At 60.1% G+C, this 15355-nt stretch carries 13 protein-coding genes; 6 read left to right on the top strand and 7 right to left on the bottom strand.

The window, feature by feature from the left end:
• Positions 1 to 231: 231 nt before the first annotated feature.
• Positions 232 to 2313, bottom strand: a complete 2082-nt coding sequence (gene ppk1, locus MWU49_RS10205; protein WP_246971569.1) for a polyphosphate kinase 1 — start codon at positions 2311 to 2313, stop codon at positions 232 to 234.
• A 512-nt stretch (positions 2314 to 2825) separates the two neighbouring features.
• Between ppk1 and MWU49_RS10200 the strand changes: the two genes are divergently transcribed.
• Entirely contained in the window at positions 2826 to 3686 is an 861-nt protein-coding gene (locus MWU49_RS10200; protein ID WP_246971567.1) for an alpha/beta fold hydrolase, read from the top strand.
• Here the strand turns inward: MWU49_RS10200 and MWU49_RS10195 are convergent.
• Positions 3670 to 4134 carry a MarR family winged helix-turn-helix transcriptional regulator gene (locus MWU49_RS10195; RefSeq protein WP_246971564.1) on the bottom strand — a complete coding sequence of 155 codons (465 nt, stop codon included), beginning with the start codon at positions 4132 to 4134 and terminating at the stop codon, positions 3670 to 3672. The two genes, MWU49_RS10200 and MWU49_RS10195, sit on opposite strands and share 17 nt — an antisense overlap.
• Before the next feature lie 71 nt (positions 4135 to 4205).
• Positions 4206 to 5210, bottom strand: coding sequence for a porphobilinogen synthase (hemB, locus tag MWU49_RS10190; RefSeq protein WP_246971562.1), 1005 nt, complete (start codon positions 5208 to 5210; stop codon positions 4206 to 4208).
• Between the two features lie 256 nt (positions 5211 to 5466).
• Between hemB and MWU49_RS10185 the strand changes: the two genes are divergently transcribed.
• The 3 genes from MWU49_RS10185 (at position 5467) to MWU49_RS10175 (ending at position 7152) form a co-directional block, all read left to right on the top strand.
• Entirely contained in the window at positions 5467 to 5889 is a 423-nt protein-coding gene (locus tag MWU49_RS10185; RefSeq protein ID WP_246971560.1) for a VOC family protein, read from the top strand.
• 31 nt (positions 5890 to 5920) lie between these two features.
• Complete coding sequence (greB, locus tag MWU49_RS10180) at positions 5921 to 6424, top strand: transcription elongation factor GreB (RefSeq protein WP_246971557.1); 504 nt, start codon at positions 5921 to 5923, stop codon at positions 6422 to 6424.
• 95 nt (positions 6425 to 6519) lie between these two features.
• Positions 6520 to 7152, top strand: coding sequence for a DUF502 domain-containing protein (locus MWU49_RS10175; RefSeq protein WP_246971555.1), 633 nt, complete (start codon positions 6520 to 6522; stop codon positions 7150 to 7152).
• A 185-nt stretch (positions 7153 to 7337) separates the two neighbouring features.
• Here MWU49_RS10175 and MWU49_RS10170 read toward each other — a convergent pair whose 3' ends face one another.
• From MWU49_RS10170 to fadI, 4 genes are all read right to left on the bottom strand, one after another.
• Positions 7338 to 8567, bottom strand: a complete 1230-nt coding sequence (locus tag MWU49_RS10170; protein ID WP_246971552.1) for an alpha/beta hydrolase — start codon at positions 8565 to 8567, stop codon at positions 7338 to 7340.
• A gap of 127 nt (positions 8568 to 8694) precedes the next feature.
• Positions 8695 to 9588, bottom strand: a complete 894-nt coding sequence (locus tag MWU49_RS10165) for an alpha/beta hydrolase (RefSeq protein ID WP_246971550.1) — start codon at positions 9586 to 9588, stop codon at positions 8695 to 8697.
• 173 nt (positions 9589 to 9761) lie between these two features.
• Positions 9762 to 12065 carry an acyl-CoA dehydrogenase gene (locus MWU49_RS10160; RefSeq protein ID WP_246971547.1) on the bottom strand — a complete coding sequence of 768 codons (2304 nt, stop codon included), beginning with the start codon at positions 12063 to 12065 and terminating at the stop codon, positions 9762 to 9764.
• 52 nt (positions 12066 to 12117) lie between these two features.
• The gene (fadI, locus tag MWU49_RS10155) at positions 12118 to 13419 is read right to left on the bottom strand and encodes an acetyl-CoA C-acyltransferase FadI (RefSeq protein WP_246971545.1); all 1302 of its coding nucleotides are present in this window, start codon (positions 13417 to 13419) and stop codon (positions 12118 to 12120) included.
• A 152-nt stretch (positions 13420 to 13571) separates the two neighbouring features.
• Here fadI and MWU49_RS10150 point away from each other — a divergent pair, with 152 nt between their 5' ends.
• Positions 13572 to 14207: a TetR/AcrR family transcriptional regulator gene (locus tag MWU49_RS10150; RefSeq protein ID WP_246971543.1), complete on the top strand. Its 636-nt coding sequence runs from the start codon at positions 13572 to 13574 to the stop codon at positions 14205 to 14207.
• Between the two features lie 81 nt (positions 14208 to 14288).
• Positions 14289 to 15206, top strand: a complete 918-nt coding sequence (locus MWU49_RS10145) for an alpha/beta hydrolase (RefSeq protein WP_246971541.1) — start codon at positions 14289 to 14291, stop codon at positions 15204 to 15206.
• Positions 15207 to 15355 lie beyond the last annotated feature (149 nt).

The following is a 15355-nucleotide window of genomic DNA, read 5'->3' as shown; positions in this document are numbered from 1 at the left end:
TCGGATCGCGAGCAGGCTCGCTCCTACGGCGGGGTATAACGAGGGTTGTACCGACGCAAAAAGGCCCGCCCGGTTAACCGGGCGGGCCTTTTTGCGTCAGGCGTCAGGCGTCAGGCGTCAGGCGTCAGGCGTCAGGCGTCAGGCGTCAGGCGTCAGGCGTCAGGCGTCAGGCGTCAGGCGTCAGGCGTCAGGCGTCAGGCGTCAGGCGTCAGGCGTCAGGCGTTACCGCCACTACCCCAACGTATCCAGCAGACACTGCTGGGCAATGAACACCTCTTCCCCTTCCGCCGGTTCGGCGCGGCTGTAGCTGCCGTCGGTCTGCAGCAGCCAGGCGCGGCTGTTGTCGCGCAGATAGTAGTGCAGGCCTTCTTCCAGCATCTGCGCCTTGAGGGCCGGATCATTGATCGGGAAGCAGGTTTCCACCCGGTTGAACAGGTTACGATCCATCCAGTCGGCACTGGAGCAGTACAGTAGATCCTCGCCACCGTGATGGAAGTGATAGATGCGCGTGTGCTCAAGGAAGCGGCCGACAATGGAGCGTACCCGGATGGTCTCTGATACCCCGGGGATGCCGGGTTTCAGGCAACAGATACCGCGCACGATCAGATCAATCTCCACCCCGGCCTGGCTGGCCCGGTAGAGCGCCTGAATGATCTTTTCCTCGGTAAGGGAATTGAATTTGGCAATGATGCGCGCCGCACGTCCAGCCTGCGCTTCGGCGGTTTCAAATTCGATCCACTCGATCAGTGACGGATGCAGGGTAAACGGCGAATGCTTCAGCTGCTTCAGCCGCGCCGCCTTGCCCATTCCGGTGAGTTCCTGAAAGATCTTGTGCACATCCTGACCGATAGCCTTGTCCGCAGTCATCAGGCCGTAGTCGGTGTACAGCTTGGTGGTCTTGGTGTGGTAGTTACCGGTGCCCAGGTGCACATAACGTTTGATGCCTTCACCATCACGGCGCACCACCAGCAGCATCTTGGCGTGGGTCTTGTAGCCCACCACCCCGTACACCACGATGGCGCCGGCTTCCTGCAGGCGACGAGCTCCCTCGATGTTGGATTCTTCATCGAAGCGAGCGCGCAGTTCCACAATGGCGGTCACTTCCTTGCCGTTTCGTGCTGCGGTTTCCAGATGATCGAGAATTTCTGACTTGGTGCCGGTGCGATACAGGGTCTGCTTGATGGCCAGCACCTTGGGATCCCGCGCCGCCTCCGCCAGCAGGTTGATCACCGGCTGGAAAGACTGGAATGGGTGGTGCAGCAGCAGGTCTTCCTGATCGATGGCATCAAAGATCGATTCGGATTTCTTTACTGTGGGATGCACTTTCGGGGTGAACGGCGGGTAGTGCAGGCGGGGGCGGTTCACGCTGGTGAACATGCGCGCCAGGTTCACCGGCCCGTTCACTTCGTAAAGGTCGTCTTCGCCCAGCTCGAACTGTTCCAGCAGGTAGTGCATCAGGTGACGCGGACAGTTGTCGGCCACTTCCAGGCGCACTTCGTCACCGTAACGGCGAGACAGCAACTGGCCTTTCAGGGCCAGGGCCAGATCTTCCGCTTCTTCGTCCACTTCCAGATCGGCGTTGCGGGTCACCCGGAACTGGTAACAGCCGGTAGCTTTCATGCCCGGGAACAGGTCGGACACATGGGCATGAATCATGGACGACAGGAACACGAAGTTGTCATCGCCATCGCCGCTGATTTCATCGGGAATACGGATCAGGCGGGGCAGGGAGCGCGGTGCGGGCACAATGGCCAGACCGGTGGAGCGGCCAAAGGCATCCTTGCCATCCAGCGGCACGATAAAGTTCAGGCTCTTGTTCACCAGCCGCGGGAACGGATGGGAAGGATCCAGTGCAATCGGCGTCAGTACCGGGTAGACCTGTTCTCGGAAATATTTTTTCACCCATTCTGACTGGGCTTCGGTCCAGTCTTCCCGGCGGAGAAAATCCACCCCTTCTTCGCGCAGGGCAGGCAGCAGGATGTTGTTGAGAATGTGGTACTGTCGGTCTACCGCTTCATGGGTGATGCGGCTGATTTCCTTGAGCAGTTCATCCGGCAGCATGCCGTCCGGGCCGGGCTGGCCGGTGCCGGTTTCCAGCTTGTTGCGCAGGCCGGCCACGCGAATTTCGAAGAACTCATCCATGTTGCTGGAAAAGATCAGCAGAAAGTTCAGCCGCTCCATCAGCGGATGATTCTCGTCCATGGCCTGTTCCAGCACCCGCAGGTTGAACTGCAGCAGGCTCAATTCCCGGTTGAAATAATAGTCCGGGTGGTTGAGATCAATGGCGCTATGTTCGCTGGCGATATCGTTCATTGGGGCCTTCCTGACCGAGGGTGTGACGAGCTCCCTATTCGATGACATTTATATGACACGGTAATGACAGGGGGTAGCCCTGACGGGTGTTTTTTTGGCCGCTCTGCGGCTGCAACACGCTTCATGCATCACGTAACACGCAAAAATCAAACGCGGAATTACCACAGAGGCCACAGAGGTCTCTGAGCGCGAATTCCTGAGAGCTGCTGTTCTTGTTTTAGCAGCCCCACTGGAGGGGCGAACAAAACCCAGGATCAAAACCACCCTTCGTTCCGCAAGCTGCCCCCATGGCATCAATCTCACTCAGGGCGGAGTAAAGCGATGGAGCAGCAGATTCCCGCAAACCCGCGATGAACCTTTTTTCAGGCTAGTCCTCCTTGGGCCGACAGGGAAGGGGTATGGCGTGGGAGGGGTTGCTTTTGCCAGTTAAGTGTAAATACACTTAACTGGAGGTGACCCCGGCGACGTCGGGCAATTCTGCAAATTAAAGTGCATATACATCAAAGGAGGGAATGATGCGACTCTTTCAGATACTGATGGCGCTGTTCAGCCGCATACTGCCCGGGCGGGCCAGTGATCTGGCATTACAGCTGATGACAGGCCCTCGCCTGCCGCAGGCCTGGCGGGGACGAGCCGGCTTCGCGCCTGACCGTCAGGTACCGGTAGGGGAGCGTGCCCGCCTGAACATCTGGTCAGGTGGTCCGCAACGGGTGTTGCTGGTCCATGGCTGGTCAGGGCACTGGACGCAGTTCGAGACCATGATGAAGGCGCTGGGCAGAGACGACTTTTCTTTTTACGCCCTGCAGATGCCGGGGCACGGCAGTGAAGCCGATGGCGCCAGCCATGTGGGCGAGTTCATCGCCACCCTGCGCCGGGCGCTGGATGTGATTGGCGAGCCGGTGGAGGTGTTGATCGGCCATTCCATGGGGGCGGCGGCGGCGGCCTATGTGCTGTCGGAACGAGAAGATATTTCCCGGGCAGTCCTGATCGCACCGCCCACGGATTTTCGCGGGGTGGTCGGCAGGATGGCGAGCATGTTGAAGCTGGGTAAGCGGGCCAGACAACAGTTACAGGACAAGATGGCGGCCCGGGTAGGGATCAGCTACGACGCCCTGGATATCGCCCGCCGTGGCGAGCGGATCGATGCCAGGCTGTTGTTGGTGCATGATACAGATGACCGGGAAGTGCCGTTCACGGATTCACTGCGTTTGTACCGGTCGGTTCCTGCGGCCACGCTGCATCAGACCGTGGGCAAGGGGCATCGCCGGGTGTTGGCGGACAAGGAGGTGCTTGAATGGGTGGCCGGGTTTGCCCGCGAGGGCGTGTTGTCCGTGCCCACGCCGGATGCCGGGCAGATCAGAGTTCCTGCTTGACCTGGTGGCTGAAGCGGCGCAGTTCTGAAGAGATCTGTTGCCAGCTCTTCTTGCCCACCAGCGATTCGAACTGCTGTTGCGCAGCTTGCCAGCCTGCCAGCGCCTGCTGATAGCAGGCCTCCCCCGCGGGGGTGAGAGACAGGCCCAGGGCGCGCTTGTTGCCGGTGGGTTCGGATGCCACCAGACCTTTTTCGATTAGCTTGTCCACGGTGCGTTGCAAGGAGGTGCGCTCCATGCCCAGCAGCTCTGCCAGCTGGAAAATAGACTCAGGGGGGCGGGCCTTGATGGCATTGAGCACGGAGAATTGGGTGACGCGTAAGCCACTGTCGTTGAGGTGCTGGTTGTAGAGACGCGTCACTAGCCGTGACAGTACCCGCGAGTGCAGCGCCGCACATTGCAGGCCCACCTTTTCCGGAGTGAGTGCAGCAGGGGGATTGCGCGATGACATTGGCGGACTCCATATATGGTGTGTATGCATTATATATGGAGCCGGGCCAGGGGCTGCAAGTTTTGCAGGGATCAGCCCTTCAGCTTGAGGGCGGCAGCCTTGGCAAAGTAAGTGAGGATGCCATCGGCCCCGGCACGTTTGAAGGCGAGCAGGGATTCCATCATCACCTTGTCCTGGTCCAACCAGCCGTTCTGAAAGGCGGCCATGTGCATGGCGTACTCGCCACTGACCTGGTAGGCATACACCGGTACCTTGAATTCGTCTTTCACCCGGCGCACCACATCCAGGTAAGGCATGCCCGGTTTCACCATCACCATGTCGGCCCCTTCGGCCAGATCCAGGGCAATCTCATGCAGGGCTTCGTCGGAGTTGGCCGGGTCCATCTGGTAAGTGGTCTTGTCTGCCTTGCCCAGGTTGCCGGCGGAGCCCACGGCATCGCGGAACGGGCCGTAGTAGGCGCTGGCGTACTTGGCCGAGTAAGCCATGATGCGGGTGTGGATGTGGCCGTGGGCTTCCAGAGCATTGCGAATCTCGCCGATGCGGCCATCCATCATGTCTGAGGGGGCGATCACGTCGGCGCCGGCTTCGGCCTGGGACAGGGCCTGTTTGACCAGGGCATCCACGGTCACGTCATTGAGCACATAACCGTTGTCATCAATGATGCCGTCCTGACCGTGGGTGGTGAACGGGTCCAGGGCGCCGTCGGTGATGATGCCCATTTCCGGTACCGCCGCCTTGATGGCGCGTACCGCACGCTGGGCCAGCCCTTCCGGGTTCCAGGCTTCGCGCCCGTCCAGGGTTTTGACATCGGACGGGGTAACCGGGAACAGGGCCATGGCCGGCACGCCGAGCTTTGCCAGTTCCTCGGCTTCCTTGACCAGCAGATCGATACTCATGCGTTCCACGCCGGGCATGGAGGGCACCGTCTCGGTTTGGTTGCTGCCCTCCAGTACGAAGACCGGATAGATCAGGTCGTCCACCGTCAGGGTGTTTTCGCGCATCAGGCGGCGGGAAAAATCATCACGGCGCATGCGACGCATGCGGGTGGCAGGCCAGGGAGCACGAGACACAGACATTGGGTGGAGTCCTCTAGTAACATGGGTGCGCCTGATGCCGGCTCTTTTTGCAGGAGTACAGCTGACGGCGGGGTGATTCAGTCTCGAGTGACGAGTTTCGAGTTTCGAAAAGCAAACCGGACAGAAGCCAAGGCAAGGTTTTCGCAACTCGTTACTCGTTACTCGCGACTGTCCAGGATTGTCACGCCGTCAGTGCTACTCTTGCTGGGTAATGGCATCAAGCTGGTTCGCGTGAGTTTAGCAAGAGCAGTGGATAATGGAAAAACAGCCGGCCTTTCATTTGGCCTTTCTGGTAAATGACCTTGAAGAAGCGGCAGATTTTTACTGTCGGGTGATTGGTGGCCGGCGCGGGCGGGATGCGCCCAACTGGATTGATATTGATCTGCATGGCCATCAGTTGTCCCTGCACAAGGGTGAAGATCTGAACCCGATCCAGGGCTACAGCGATGTGGATGGTCATCCGGTGCCCATGCCGCACTTTGGCGTGGTGCTGGACTTTGCCACCTGGGAAACCCTGGTGGAGCGTATCTACGAGCACGACTGGCCGTTCCTGCTCAAGCCCCGCGAGCGGTTTGTGGGCCAGCCGGCCGAGCAGGGTACCTTCTTTGTCCAGGATCCCACCGGCAATGTGCTGGAGTTCAAGGGCCTGCGTGAGCTGGACCGGATCTTCGAAGTGTGAGAGCCGAAGTGTGAGAGTCGAGGTGTAGGGCATGGGCCGTTGGCGACCAAAGGGCAAACCCGCCTCCAAATACATTACTGCGGAGGGCTACAAGACCCTCAACGATGAGCTGCAGTACCTGTGGAAGGTCAAGCGCCCCGAGGTTACCCAGGCTGTGCAGGAGGCCGCAGCCCAGGGCGACCGCTCCGAGAACGCTGAATACATCTACGGGAAAAAGCAGCTGCGCGAGATAGATCGGCGGGTGCGCTTTCTCAGCAAGCGGCTGGACGACATGACCGTGGTGGACCGCTTGCCGGAAGATCAGAGCAAGGTGTTTTTTGGTGCCTGGGTGGAACTGGAAAACGAGGCTGGCGAGCTGGAAACCTATCGCCTGGTGGGGCCGGACGAAACCGATTCTGCCAGGGGCTATATCAGTATTGATGCGCCACTGGCACGGGCCTTGCTCAAGAAGCAGGTGGATGACGAAGTGGAAGTGCGAACCCCGGTGGGCGAGCGTTGTCTTTTCATCAACCGTATCTGGTACGCCGAAACCTAAACGTAGGGCGGAAATGGGCGTGAGCCCATCTCCGCCATTGCCGGCGGAGATTGCCGAGACAATTTCCACCCTGTGAACAGAGGAATATGCTTTCCATGACCGCCAATCGACGTGTCTGGTTCTTTATCCGCAAGTCCCTGCTGGGTGGCCTGACCATCCTGCTGCCGATTTCCATCATCGTGTTCTTCTTCCGCTGGATCTATCAGACGGTGACGGAGATGATTGCGCCGTTCACCTCGGTGTTCATCAGTGCCTTCGGGCTACCCAAGTTCGTGGCGGACTGGCTGGCGTTTCTGGCAGTGCTGGTGCTGTGTTTTCTGGTCGGGACCCTGGTGGCCACCCGGCTGGGCAGCTGGCTGTGGCAGCAGTGGGAAGAAAATGTCATGAGCCGGCTGCCCGGTTATGTGACGGTGCGCGAAGTGATCGCCCAGCTGATGGGCAACAGCAGCGACAGCCCGTTCAGTCGTGGTGAGGTGGCGCGGGTGTGGTTGTATGGTAGGCAGGTGGATGTTTCAGTGACCGCTCTGGTGACGTCCCGCCATGCGGACGGTCACGTTACCGTGTTCGTTCCCACGGGTCCGAACCCCACCAGTGGTTTTATTTATCACGTGGAAGAAAGCCTGGTGGAACTGCACCCGGAAATCGGCGTGGAAAGCATGATGAAAACCGTGGTCTCCTGCGGCGCCGGCACCGCCGCCCTGTTCAAGACCGACAAGCAGGAAGGCTGATTCGCCCTGCGACGAAGCCGCTGTGGGATGCATGTCGACCCGGGCGGCAGCGCGGAGTTAAAAGCGCCTCGCAAGCGAGTGGCGAGAAGCGAGTTTCGAAAGGCAAAAAAACTGGCGAGTTGAGCATGCCCAGGTTTTGATCTTCGCAACTCGCAACTCGCAACTCGCAACTCGTTCCCGATTCCCTACGCGCTCAATTTCACCGACTTCTCTTCCAGCGCATCGCGCATGAAATCCCGCATGGTTCTGAGATAACAGCCCTGATCCAGGTGCAGCATGTGGTTGCCGGGGAACCAGTGCACGTGGCAGTCATCCCAGTGCTGGCGCAGCAGGTCGGTGTGCTTGGGCGGCGCGAAGCGGTCGCCGGCGCCACCGATGATCATGCGTCCCGATTTGGGTACCTGGCAGGGCCAGGTGAGTGGCGAATGCAGGGCGGTGAGCTTGCGCAGTCCGGCCAGATCCGTGTCGTAGACCTTGTGAAACAGCGGGAATTGCAGGTTCACCGGGAACCAGCTTTTCATCAGATCCATGATCGTGACCAGCGGCACATTAGGGATGGCAAAGGCCAGATCCTTTTCCAGAGAAGACAGCAGGCCGGTGGTGTAGCCACCCAGAGAGATACCGGTGGCGCCCATGGCAGGGGTGCCGCCGTCGCGCAGGTGGCTCATGAAGATGCGCAGGTCATGGATGGCATGGGCAAAGGTTTCGTTAAGCATGGCCATGCCCTGGCTGAAGAACTGGGCACCACTGAACGGTGCCAGCGGGCCCTTGCGTCGGCCATGGAAGGGCAGGGTATAGAGCAGCACATCGAAGCCCTGCTTGTAGAACCAGGGCAGGGCCAGCCAGCGGGTGTTCAGCCAGTAGGGATCGGCCACGAAACCGTGGATCATGATCAGGGTCGGGCGGGGTTTGCCATCATGTCTCCAGTACTGGGCCCAGGCCGTGCGATTGCGGGTGTGGGCCAGATAGCGCTCACGCAGAGCCGGATTTTTCGGCTCGAAAGGTGACTGGAAACTGAGCGTGCTGGCCTGTCCATCTTCCGGCTGGAAATGGTAGCCGGATACCGGCGCATAGCGGATGGCGGGTTGCTGTTCGGGCGGTGTGAAGAACGCATGGGGATCGCCTGCGTCCAGAAACGATTCATAAAAGCGTACCCGTTGCCGCTCTTCTTTCTGTTCACGAACATTGAGGCTGGCGGGCAATGCCGCCGCCCCTGCCATACAGGCCAGCCCGGTGCGGGCTACGGTATCCAGGGTGGCGGTGTAGTCGATCCGCCAGCGGGTATCGTTATCCGCCAGAAAGTGATCGGGCAGGGCATGAAAGTAACGCGGCAGGGTTTGCCACCAGGGCTGGACCAGCTGTGGCAGATCTTCGTTACAGTAATCCGTGGGCTTGATGCGAGGCCATTCGGTCATCGCCGCCTCCTTTTGTCATTGGTGCGCATTCCGGGGCGCGCTTTTGTGTCAGTAGACGCTGCCCCCGAAATGCCTGCAATGACCGATTCTGTCTGTGGTGTTTACCCTTTTGCCGATTTTTAAGTAGTCAGCCGTGACGGCGGATAAAGGCGCTGACCTTTTTCAGGTCCTGACGCGCTTCCGGCAGCAGGGGCGTCATTACCGGCCAGACATGGAACAAGCCGCCCCGCTCCAGCCATTCCACTTCCACCCCGCTTTTCTGTGCCGCATCCCGGACGCGCTTGGCATCGGAGTAGAGCACTTCGTCGGTGCTGACCGTGATCATCAGTGGGCAGATACCGCTGTAGTCCCCCAGACAGGGAGAGGCGTAGGGGTTGCTGCGCTGTGCCGGATCCGGCACATAGATATCGATCACGGTGCGGATGATATCCGCGGAAAGCATGGCGTCGCTGGGGTCCAGTGCATCCAGAATGCTGTCTTCGGGAAAGCAGTTGCTGCCCGGAGAAAAGGTCACAGCACAACGCGGCTGCGGTAGCCCCTGGTCGCGAATGCGTAGCAGGGTCGCCAGGGTCAGGCCGCCGCCGGCGGAGTCGCCAGCGATGACGATATCCTCAGGGGCCTTGCCCAGCCCCAGCAGGTACTCGTAGGCCTCCATCACCCGATCGGTGGCCGCCGGGAACGGGTGCTCCGGAGCGAACGGGTAGGTGGCCAGGTAAACCTCGCCTTTCAGCTGCTTGGCCAGCCGCGCCGCCATGTTGTGATAGGTCTTGGTGACCCCGCCAATGTAGGCGCCGCCATGGATATAGAGCACCGTCATCTGCGGGTCGCTGACACTGAGACGATCTCCCTCGAAGCCGGGCTGGTTGACCTTGTTCAGTTTGACGCCAAAAGGCATCAGGGTCAGGGAGGGAGAATTGTTGAAGACCTTGCGCAGATGGCGCACCAGCTGTTCTTCGTCGAGACCGTAGCGCTTGATGGTCCGGCGGGTAACTGCCTTGATCAGAGTGGCCTGGATGCTCATGTGTAGTCCGTTGTGTTGTTCTGATTCGATCAGGTTGAGCCTAACCCTAACTGTACGAATCGTTGAATGGCAGGGATGATCGGGCCAGACCGTCATCGCTCAGTTCAGGAGGGGAGAATGAGAGCTGGGGCAGGAAGGGCAGGGGCACAGGTGCGCCGCCTGCCCGGTTGTTGCTATTCCCCGGCAGCCTTGGCCAGGGGGGGGTCTGAAGCGGGCTTCGCACCGCCATCACCAGTGGCGCTCATGGCGGGGATCCCGCCTGCACCGTAGTACTCATCCTTGGTGAAAACGTCGACTTCGATGGCTTGCAGGCAGGCGGCCGTCGCCTCATTGAGCAGGGCCAGTTCCGCCTCGCTGATGACGCCCTGCTTCGCTGCGTCAGCGGCCAGCTCTTCCACCTTGCCGCGGCCGAGCTTGCGCGCCTTCTGTGCGGCGCGGATCTTGTTGCGTACCGGCTCGGCTTCAGTGGTCAGGCGGAAGGCCTTGAGCAGGCGGCCCAGCCCCTGGTCACTCTCTTCAGGCATGTAGTTGCCGCCAACCAGGCGCTTGTACTGATCCCCGTAACTTTGCAGGGCCAGAGCCGCCTTGTGGCTCAGCTGGTCGTTGGGCAGTTTGGCCAGCGGGTTAAGTCCCAGACCGATGCGGCCAAGGGTTTTCAGGAGCACACCCACCGGACCATCAAAGTTTTCGTAGATGCCTTCGAAGGCTTGCTGGATCTGGGTGAGGCCGTATTCCCCGGCGTATTGCACCAGCGCCAGATCTTCGGCTTTGCGGCCTTCCGCCTCATAACGGCGCAGGGCGGAAGTGGTGATGTACAACCAGGCGACTGCATCGGCATAGCGGCCGGTGAGGTTGCCGCGCGCCTTCAGCTTGCTGCCCAGGAAGAACATGGCCAGATTGGTGAGCAGGCCAAAGCGGGTGGCCGCCCAACCGAGACGGCGATAGATGCTTTTGGTCTGGGGTGCCACGTTGGGTACTTTTACGGTAAAGAAGCCACGGGTAACGCCGCGCACGATAGTCATCACAACGCCGAGCAGGAACTGGATCATCCAGCCATTGAGGTTGTTGCGGAAGCTGGTGGTGTCGTCGTTTTCCACCGCCTGGACAACCTTGTAAGCGTAGGGGTGACAGCGGGTGGCGCCCTGGCCAAAGATCATCAGGGTGCGGGTCATGATGTTGGCCCCTTCCACCGTGACGCTCACGGGGGCGGAATTATACAGGCGGCCCATGGTGTTATTGGGGCCCTGCATGACGCCGTAGCCAGCAGTCACATCCATGGCATCGGTGCCGATCTCCCGGCCCATCTCTGTGGAGTAGGCTTTCATGACGGCGGACATCACCGGAGGCTGGATGCCGTTGTCCACGGCGGAGCAGCCGAATACTCGGGCGGCATCGAAGGCGTAGGTCATGCCTGCAGCCTTGCCAATCTTGTGCTCGACCCCTTCCATGCGGCCGACCGGAATGCCGAACTGCTGTCGCACCATGGAGTAGGCGCCGGCGATCATGGCGCCGTGGCGTACGCCACAAACGCCGGTGGCGGGCAGTGACACCATGCGGCCCCCTGCCAGCGCTTCCATGAGCATCTTCCAGCCCATGCCGGTGTATTCCACACCGCCCAGCACATTGCCCGCTGGTACGATCACGTCGCGGCCGACGATGGGGCCATTGGGAAAGTGTTCGCCGATGGGTTGATGGTGATCGCCAATGTGCAGACCTTCAGTGCCCTTGGCACCTTTCTCGATCAGGACCACAGTGATACCGGGTTCTTGCCCTTTGCCCAGCAGGTTGTCCGGATCCTGCAGGCGTACTGCCAGGGAAATCAGATTGGCCACCGGAGCCAGGGTGATGTAGCGCTTGCGGAAGTTCAGTTTGAACTTCACCTCGCCATCGTCATCCCTGAATACCACCCCTTCTGCTTTCAGGGAGGCAGCATCGGACCCGGCGGTGGGTTCGGTCAGGCCGAAGCAGGGGATGAATTCGCCCTTGGCCAGCTTGGGCAGGTAATAGCTTTTCTGCTGATCCGTGCCGTAATGGCCCAGCAGTTCGGCGGCGCCCAGGGAGTTGGGGATGACCACCATGGCGCTAAGCAGGCCGGAGTGGGAGCTGACCCGGGCCATGATGCAGGACTTGGCCTGGGTGGACATGGGCATGCCGCCGTACTCTTTGGCGATCTGCATGGCAAAGAAGCCGTTGTCAGCCATGAATGTGAAAAGCTCGTCCGGCAGCTTGCGGGTGCGGGACAGCTCGTAGCTGTCTGCCATCTTGAGCAGCTCTTCCACCGGACCATCGATGAATGCCTGTTCGTGCTCGGGCAGCTGGTCATAGTTTTCGGCGAGGATGCTTTCGAAATCCACGTTGCCGCCAAAAAACTGACCATCAATCCAGACATCGCCAGCTTCCAGCGCCTGGCGTTCGGTATCGGAAATCTGCGGGAGGATCTTGTTTTCCCGCATCCAGTTCATCAATTGCTTGTACATGCGTTGGTTCCTCTAGATGGGTGACAGCGACGTAATGCCGGCTGTCAGCGGGTTATTCGCTTTCCAGCACCATGGCGGCGCCTATACCGCCTGCGGCGCAGGCCGTGGTCAGGGCAAGGCCGCCACCGCGACGTTGCAGTTCATAAAGGGCCTGGCTGATGACCCGTGCGCCGGTGGCGCCAAACGGGTGACCGTAAGCGATGGAGCCGCCGTTAACGTTGAGCTTGCTGCGGTCCACCTCGCCCAGGGCTGCCAGGCCGGTCTGGCTGCGGACATAGTCATCGTCGGCCAGGCCGCGCAGGTTGCAGGCCACTTGTCCGGCGAAGGCTTCGTGCATGTCGATGAGCGTCAGGTCATCCAGAGACAGACCGGCGCGGGTCATGGCCATGGGAGCGGCCAGTACCGGGCCCATCAACAAATCCTCTTGCGGTGTGCGCGCGGCAAAGGCGTAGGAGCGAATGAAGCCGAGTGGGGTGTAGCCCAGGGCGGCGGCTTTCTTTTCGCTCATCATCAGTAGTGCCCCTGCGCCATCGGTGAGGGGGCTGCTGTTGCCCGCGGTGACGCTGCCGCTTTCCCGGTCAAACACCGGATTGAGCTTGCTGTAGCTGGCGCGCTCTGATTGTTTGCGGACCAGGTTGTCATCTTTCAGGTTCTGGCCATTGGGCAGTTGCACGGTCATTACCTGCTTGTCCAGCCGGCCTTCCGCCCAGGCGCGGGCCGCATTGCTGTGTGAGGCGTGGGCCAGATCGTCCTGCTCGTCACGACCCACCTGCCATTTCTTCACCATCTTCTCGGTGCTTTCGCCCATGGTCTCGCCCACCGAGTACTCGGTGATGGAAGGGGCCTGGGGAAGCAGGTCGCGTGCTTTAAGCTGTCTCAGCAGTTTGATGCGGTCTTTCACTGTTTTGGCAAAACTCACGTCACGGAGCACCGCGCTGAACTCTGCAGACAGGGGCACCCGGGCGCAGGAGGTGGAATCTGTGCCGCCGGCGATGGCGATGTCGGTGTAGCCCGCCACGATATTGTCTGCCGCGCTGGCGGTGGTCTGAAAACTGGTGGCACAGGCCCGCGTGATGGAATAGGCGTCGACGGTGTCCATCCCCAGCGCCAGAGCAATTTCCCGGGCAATGAAGGGGGCCTCGGGGATCATCACTGTCATGCCGAAGACCAGTTGCTCAATGTCCTGCTGACCCAGATTGTTGCGGGACATCAATTCCTTCACTGCCATAGCGCCCAGGTCGATGGCGTTGAGATCCCGGTAATGGGTGGCGATCCGGGCAAATGGCGTGCGTACACCGTCAACAATCGCGACGCGGCCGCCGCGTCCGGAAAGCTTCATTTTGCGAGCAGGCATTGCCGCCTCCTAAGGTGTAATTTCATTTACACTTAATGTGACATCGTGTGATGTTATGGTTTGCCGAGACTATTGAGAAGCAGGGATTCTGTCAACGGTAGTGCTTGTGTGGCGTGAAGATGGTGTAATATTGGTTACACCGTGGAGTTAATATGATGCCAAGTGCCCCATCTTCTTTTCCGTCGTCACGTCAGAACCCCGAGGTTCGTGACCGCATCGAGCGAGCGGCAGTGCAGGTGTTTGCCGACTCCGAGTTTCATCAGGTGACGCTGCAGCAGGTAGCAAAAGCGGCCCGATGCAGTTTGCAGACGCTCTATCGTTACTATGGAAATGACCAGCAAGGCAGCAAGGAGGCATTGCTGTCTGCCTGTCTGCATCATGGTCTGGAGCAATTGGCGGAGAGGATGCTGGATCATCTTGCTGGAATCGCGACATTTCGTGACCGGCTCAGCAAGGTGTTCTGGGTGGTGCTGGATTTCTTTGACCGCAACCCTGAGATGGGGCGGATGATGATCAACTCGGTCTACCCCGGGTTGTGGGGCAGCGATACCACTCCAGCCCAGCAACAGTTATCCGGGCTGTTTATCAGTGTCCTGCGGGAAGGGCAGGAGCAGGGGATCCTCAATGACAGGGTGGCGACGCCGATCCTGCTGGATTTCTTTTACGGAGTGCTGCTGAGGGTTTCCCAGATGCACCTGCTGCGTGGGCGCGAAGGACAGTTGGCGGATCAGCATGGTGTGCTGTTCGATATGCTCTGGCGGGCGATTACCATCGCGCCAGCAGAATAGGCCAATCGGCGTTGCGGGCCTTGTGGCAGGAGAGTAGCTTTTCTATGTTGCCCAACCAGACAAAAACAACAGAGGCCCGTCATGCAGTCAGGAACCGTATCCAGCAATGGGATTGAGCTCTTTTACGAGAGCCGTGGACCCGAGACCGGTGAAACCATCGTGTTTGTCATGGGACTGTCTGCCCAGATGGTGTTCTGGCCAGAGCCGCTGCTCGACAGCCTGGTGGAGCGTGGCTACCGGGTTATTCGCTTTGATAACCGGGATGTGGGCAAATCGTCGCGTATCCGTCGCCGCCTCAAGCATGGTCCGCTCACCGCCATCATGCGCGGCTATGTGGGCCTGTCCGTGGATGCACCCTATACCCTGCATGACATGGTGGATGACACCGTGGGGCTGCTTGATGCCCTGGCCATCGAGCGGGCCCATCTGGTCGGTGCTTCCATGGGGGGCATGATCAGTCAGCTGATGGCGGGCAAGCATCCTGACCGGGTGCTGTCGCTCACCTCCATCATGTCCAGCAACAACAGTCGCCTGGTGCCGCCGCCAAAACCGGCCGCCCTGAAAGCACTGGTGGCACCGCGTGCCAAGGTGGAAACGGAAGAAGAGTTTGTCGCTTTCGGTCTGGAAATGATGGGCAAGCTGGCCGGGACTCTGCCCCAGGGCACCGAAGAGTTGGCGGACATTTATCGCCAATGCTGGGCTCGAGGCATCAACCCGCTGGGGATCCGTAACCAGTTCCTGGGTATCGTCGCCACCGGCGCCCTGACCCCGTGGCTGAAGCAAATCGAGTGCCCCGCTACCGTTATCCACGGTGGCGCCGACCCGCTGATCCGCCCCGCCGGCGGCAAGGCATCGGCACGGCATATTCGTGGCGCCAAACTGGCTATCCTGCCGGGTATGGGCCACGACTTCCCGCCCTCTCTGCTGGACCGTATGGGCGAGCTGATCGCCGAAACCGCTGGCCGCGCCAATTCGGTGGCGACTCCGGCGATGGCGTGAGGAAGGCAATTAACAGTTAACAGTGAATAGCTCGCGGGAGCGGGTTGTTGATGCTGTGAATGAAGAGGCCGCGTCCGTGATTGGGTGCGGCCTTTTTTGTTATTTGATAAGCGGCGAGGGACGAGTTTCGAGTTGCGAAGATCGAAACC

The organism is Alcanivorax sp. S6407 (assembly GCF_023016115.1).
Lineage (GTDB): Bacteria > Pseudomonadota > Gammaproteobacteria > Pseudomonadales > Alcanivoracaceae > Alcanivorax.
Note: the sequence above shows the minus strand (reverse complement) of the source record. Positions and strands in the feature narration are given on the sequence as shown.

Coding starts and splice junctions, on each gene's coding strand:
- ppk1 (WP_246971569.1), bottom strand. CDS start 2,313: ATGAACGATATCGCCAGCGAACATAGCGCCATTGATCTCAACCACCCG.
- MWU49_RS10200 (WP_246971567.1), top strand. CDS start 2,826: ATGATGCGACTCTTTCAGATACTGATGGCGCTGTTCAGCCGCATACTG.
- MWU49_RS10195 (WP_246971564.1), bottom strand. CDS start 4,134: ATGTCATCGCGCAATCCCCCTGCTGCACTCACTCCGGAAAAGGTGGGC.
- hemB (WP_246971562.1), bottom strand. CDS start 5,210: ATGTCTGTGTCTCGTGCTCCCTGGCCTGCCACCCGCATGCGTCGCATG.
- MWU49_RS10185 (WP_246971560.1), top strand. CDS start 5,467: ATGGAAAAACAGCCGGCCTTTCATTTGGCCTTTCTGGTAAATGACCTT.
- greB (WP_246971557.1), top strand. CDS start 5,921: ATGGGCCGTTGGCGACCAAAGGGCAAACCCGCCTCCAAATACATTACT.
- MWU49_RS10175 (WP_246971555.1), top strand. CDS start 6,520: ATGACCGCCAATCGACGTGTCTGGTTCTTTATCCGCAAGTCCCTGCTG.
- MWU49_RS10170 (WP_246971552.1), bottom strand. CDS start 8,567: ATGACCGAATGGCCTCGCATCAAGCCCACGGATTACTGTAACGAAGAT.
- MWU49_RS10165 (WP_246971550.1), bottom strand. CDS start 9,588: ATGAGCATCCAGGCCACTCTGATCAAGGCAGTTACCCGCCGGACCATC.
- MWU49_RS10160 (WP_246971547.1), bottom strand. CDS start 12,065: ATGTACAAGCAATTGATGAACTGGATGCGGGAAAACAAGATCCTCCCG.
- fadI (WP_246971545.1), bottom strand. CDS start 13,419: ATGCCTGCTCGCAAAATGAAGCTTTCCGGACGCGGCGGCCGCGTCGCG.
- MWU49_RS10150 (WP_246971543.1), top strand. CDS start 13,572: ATGATGCCAAGTGCCCCATCTTCTTTTCCGTCGTCACGTCAGAACCCC.
- MWU49_RS10145 (WP_246971541.1), top strand. CDS start 14,289: ATGCAGTCAGGAACCGTATCCAGCAATGGGATTGAGCTCTTTTACGAG.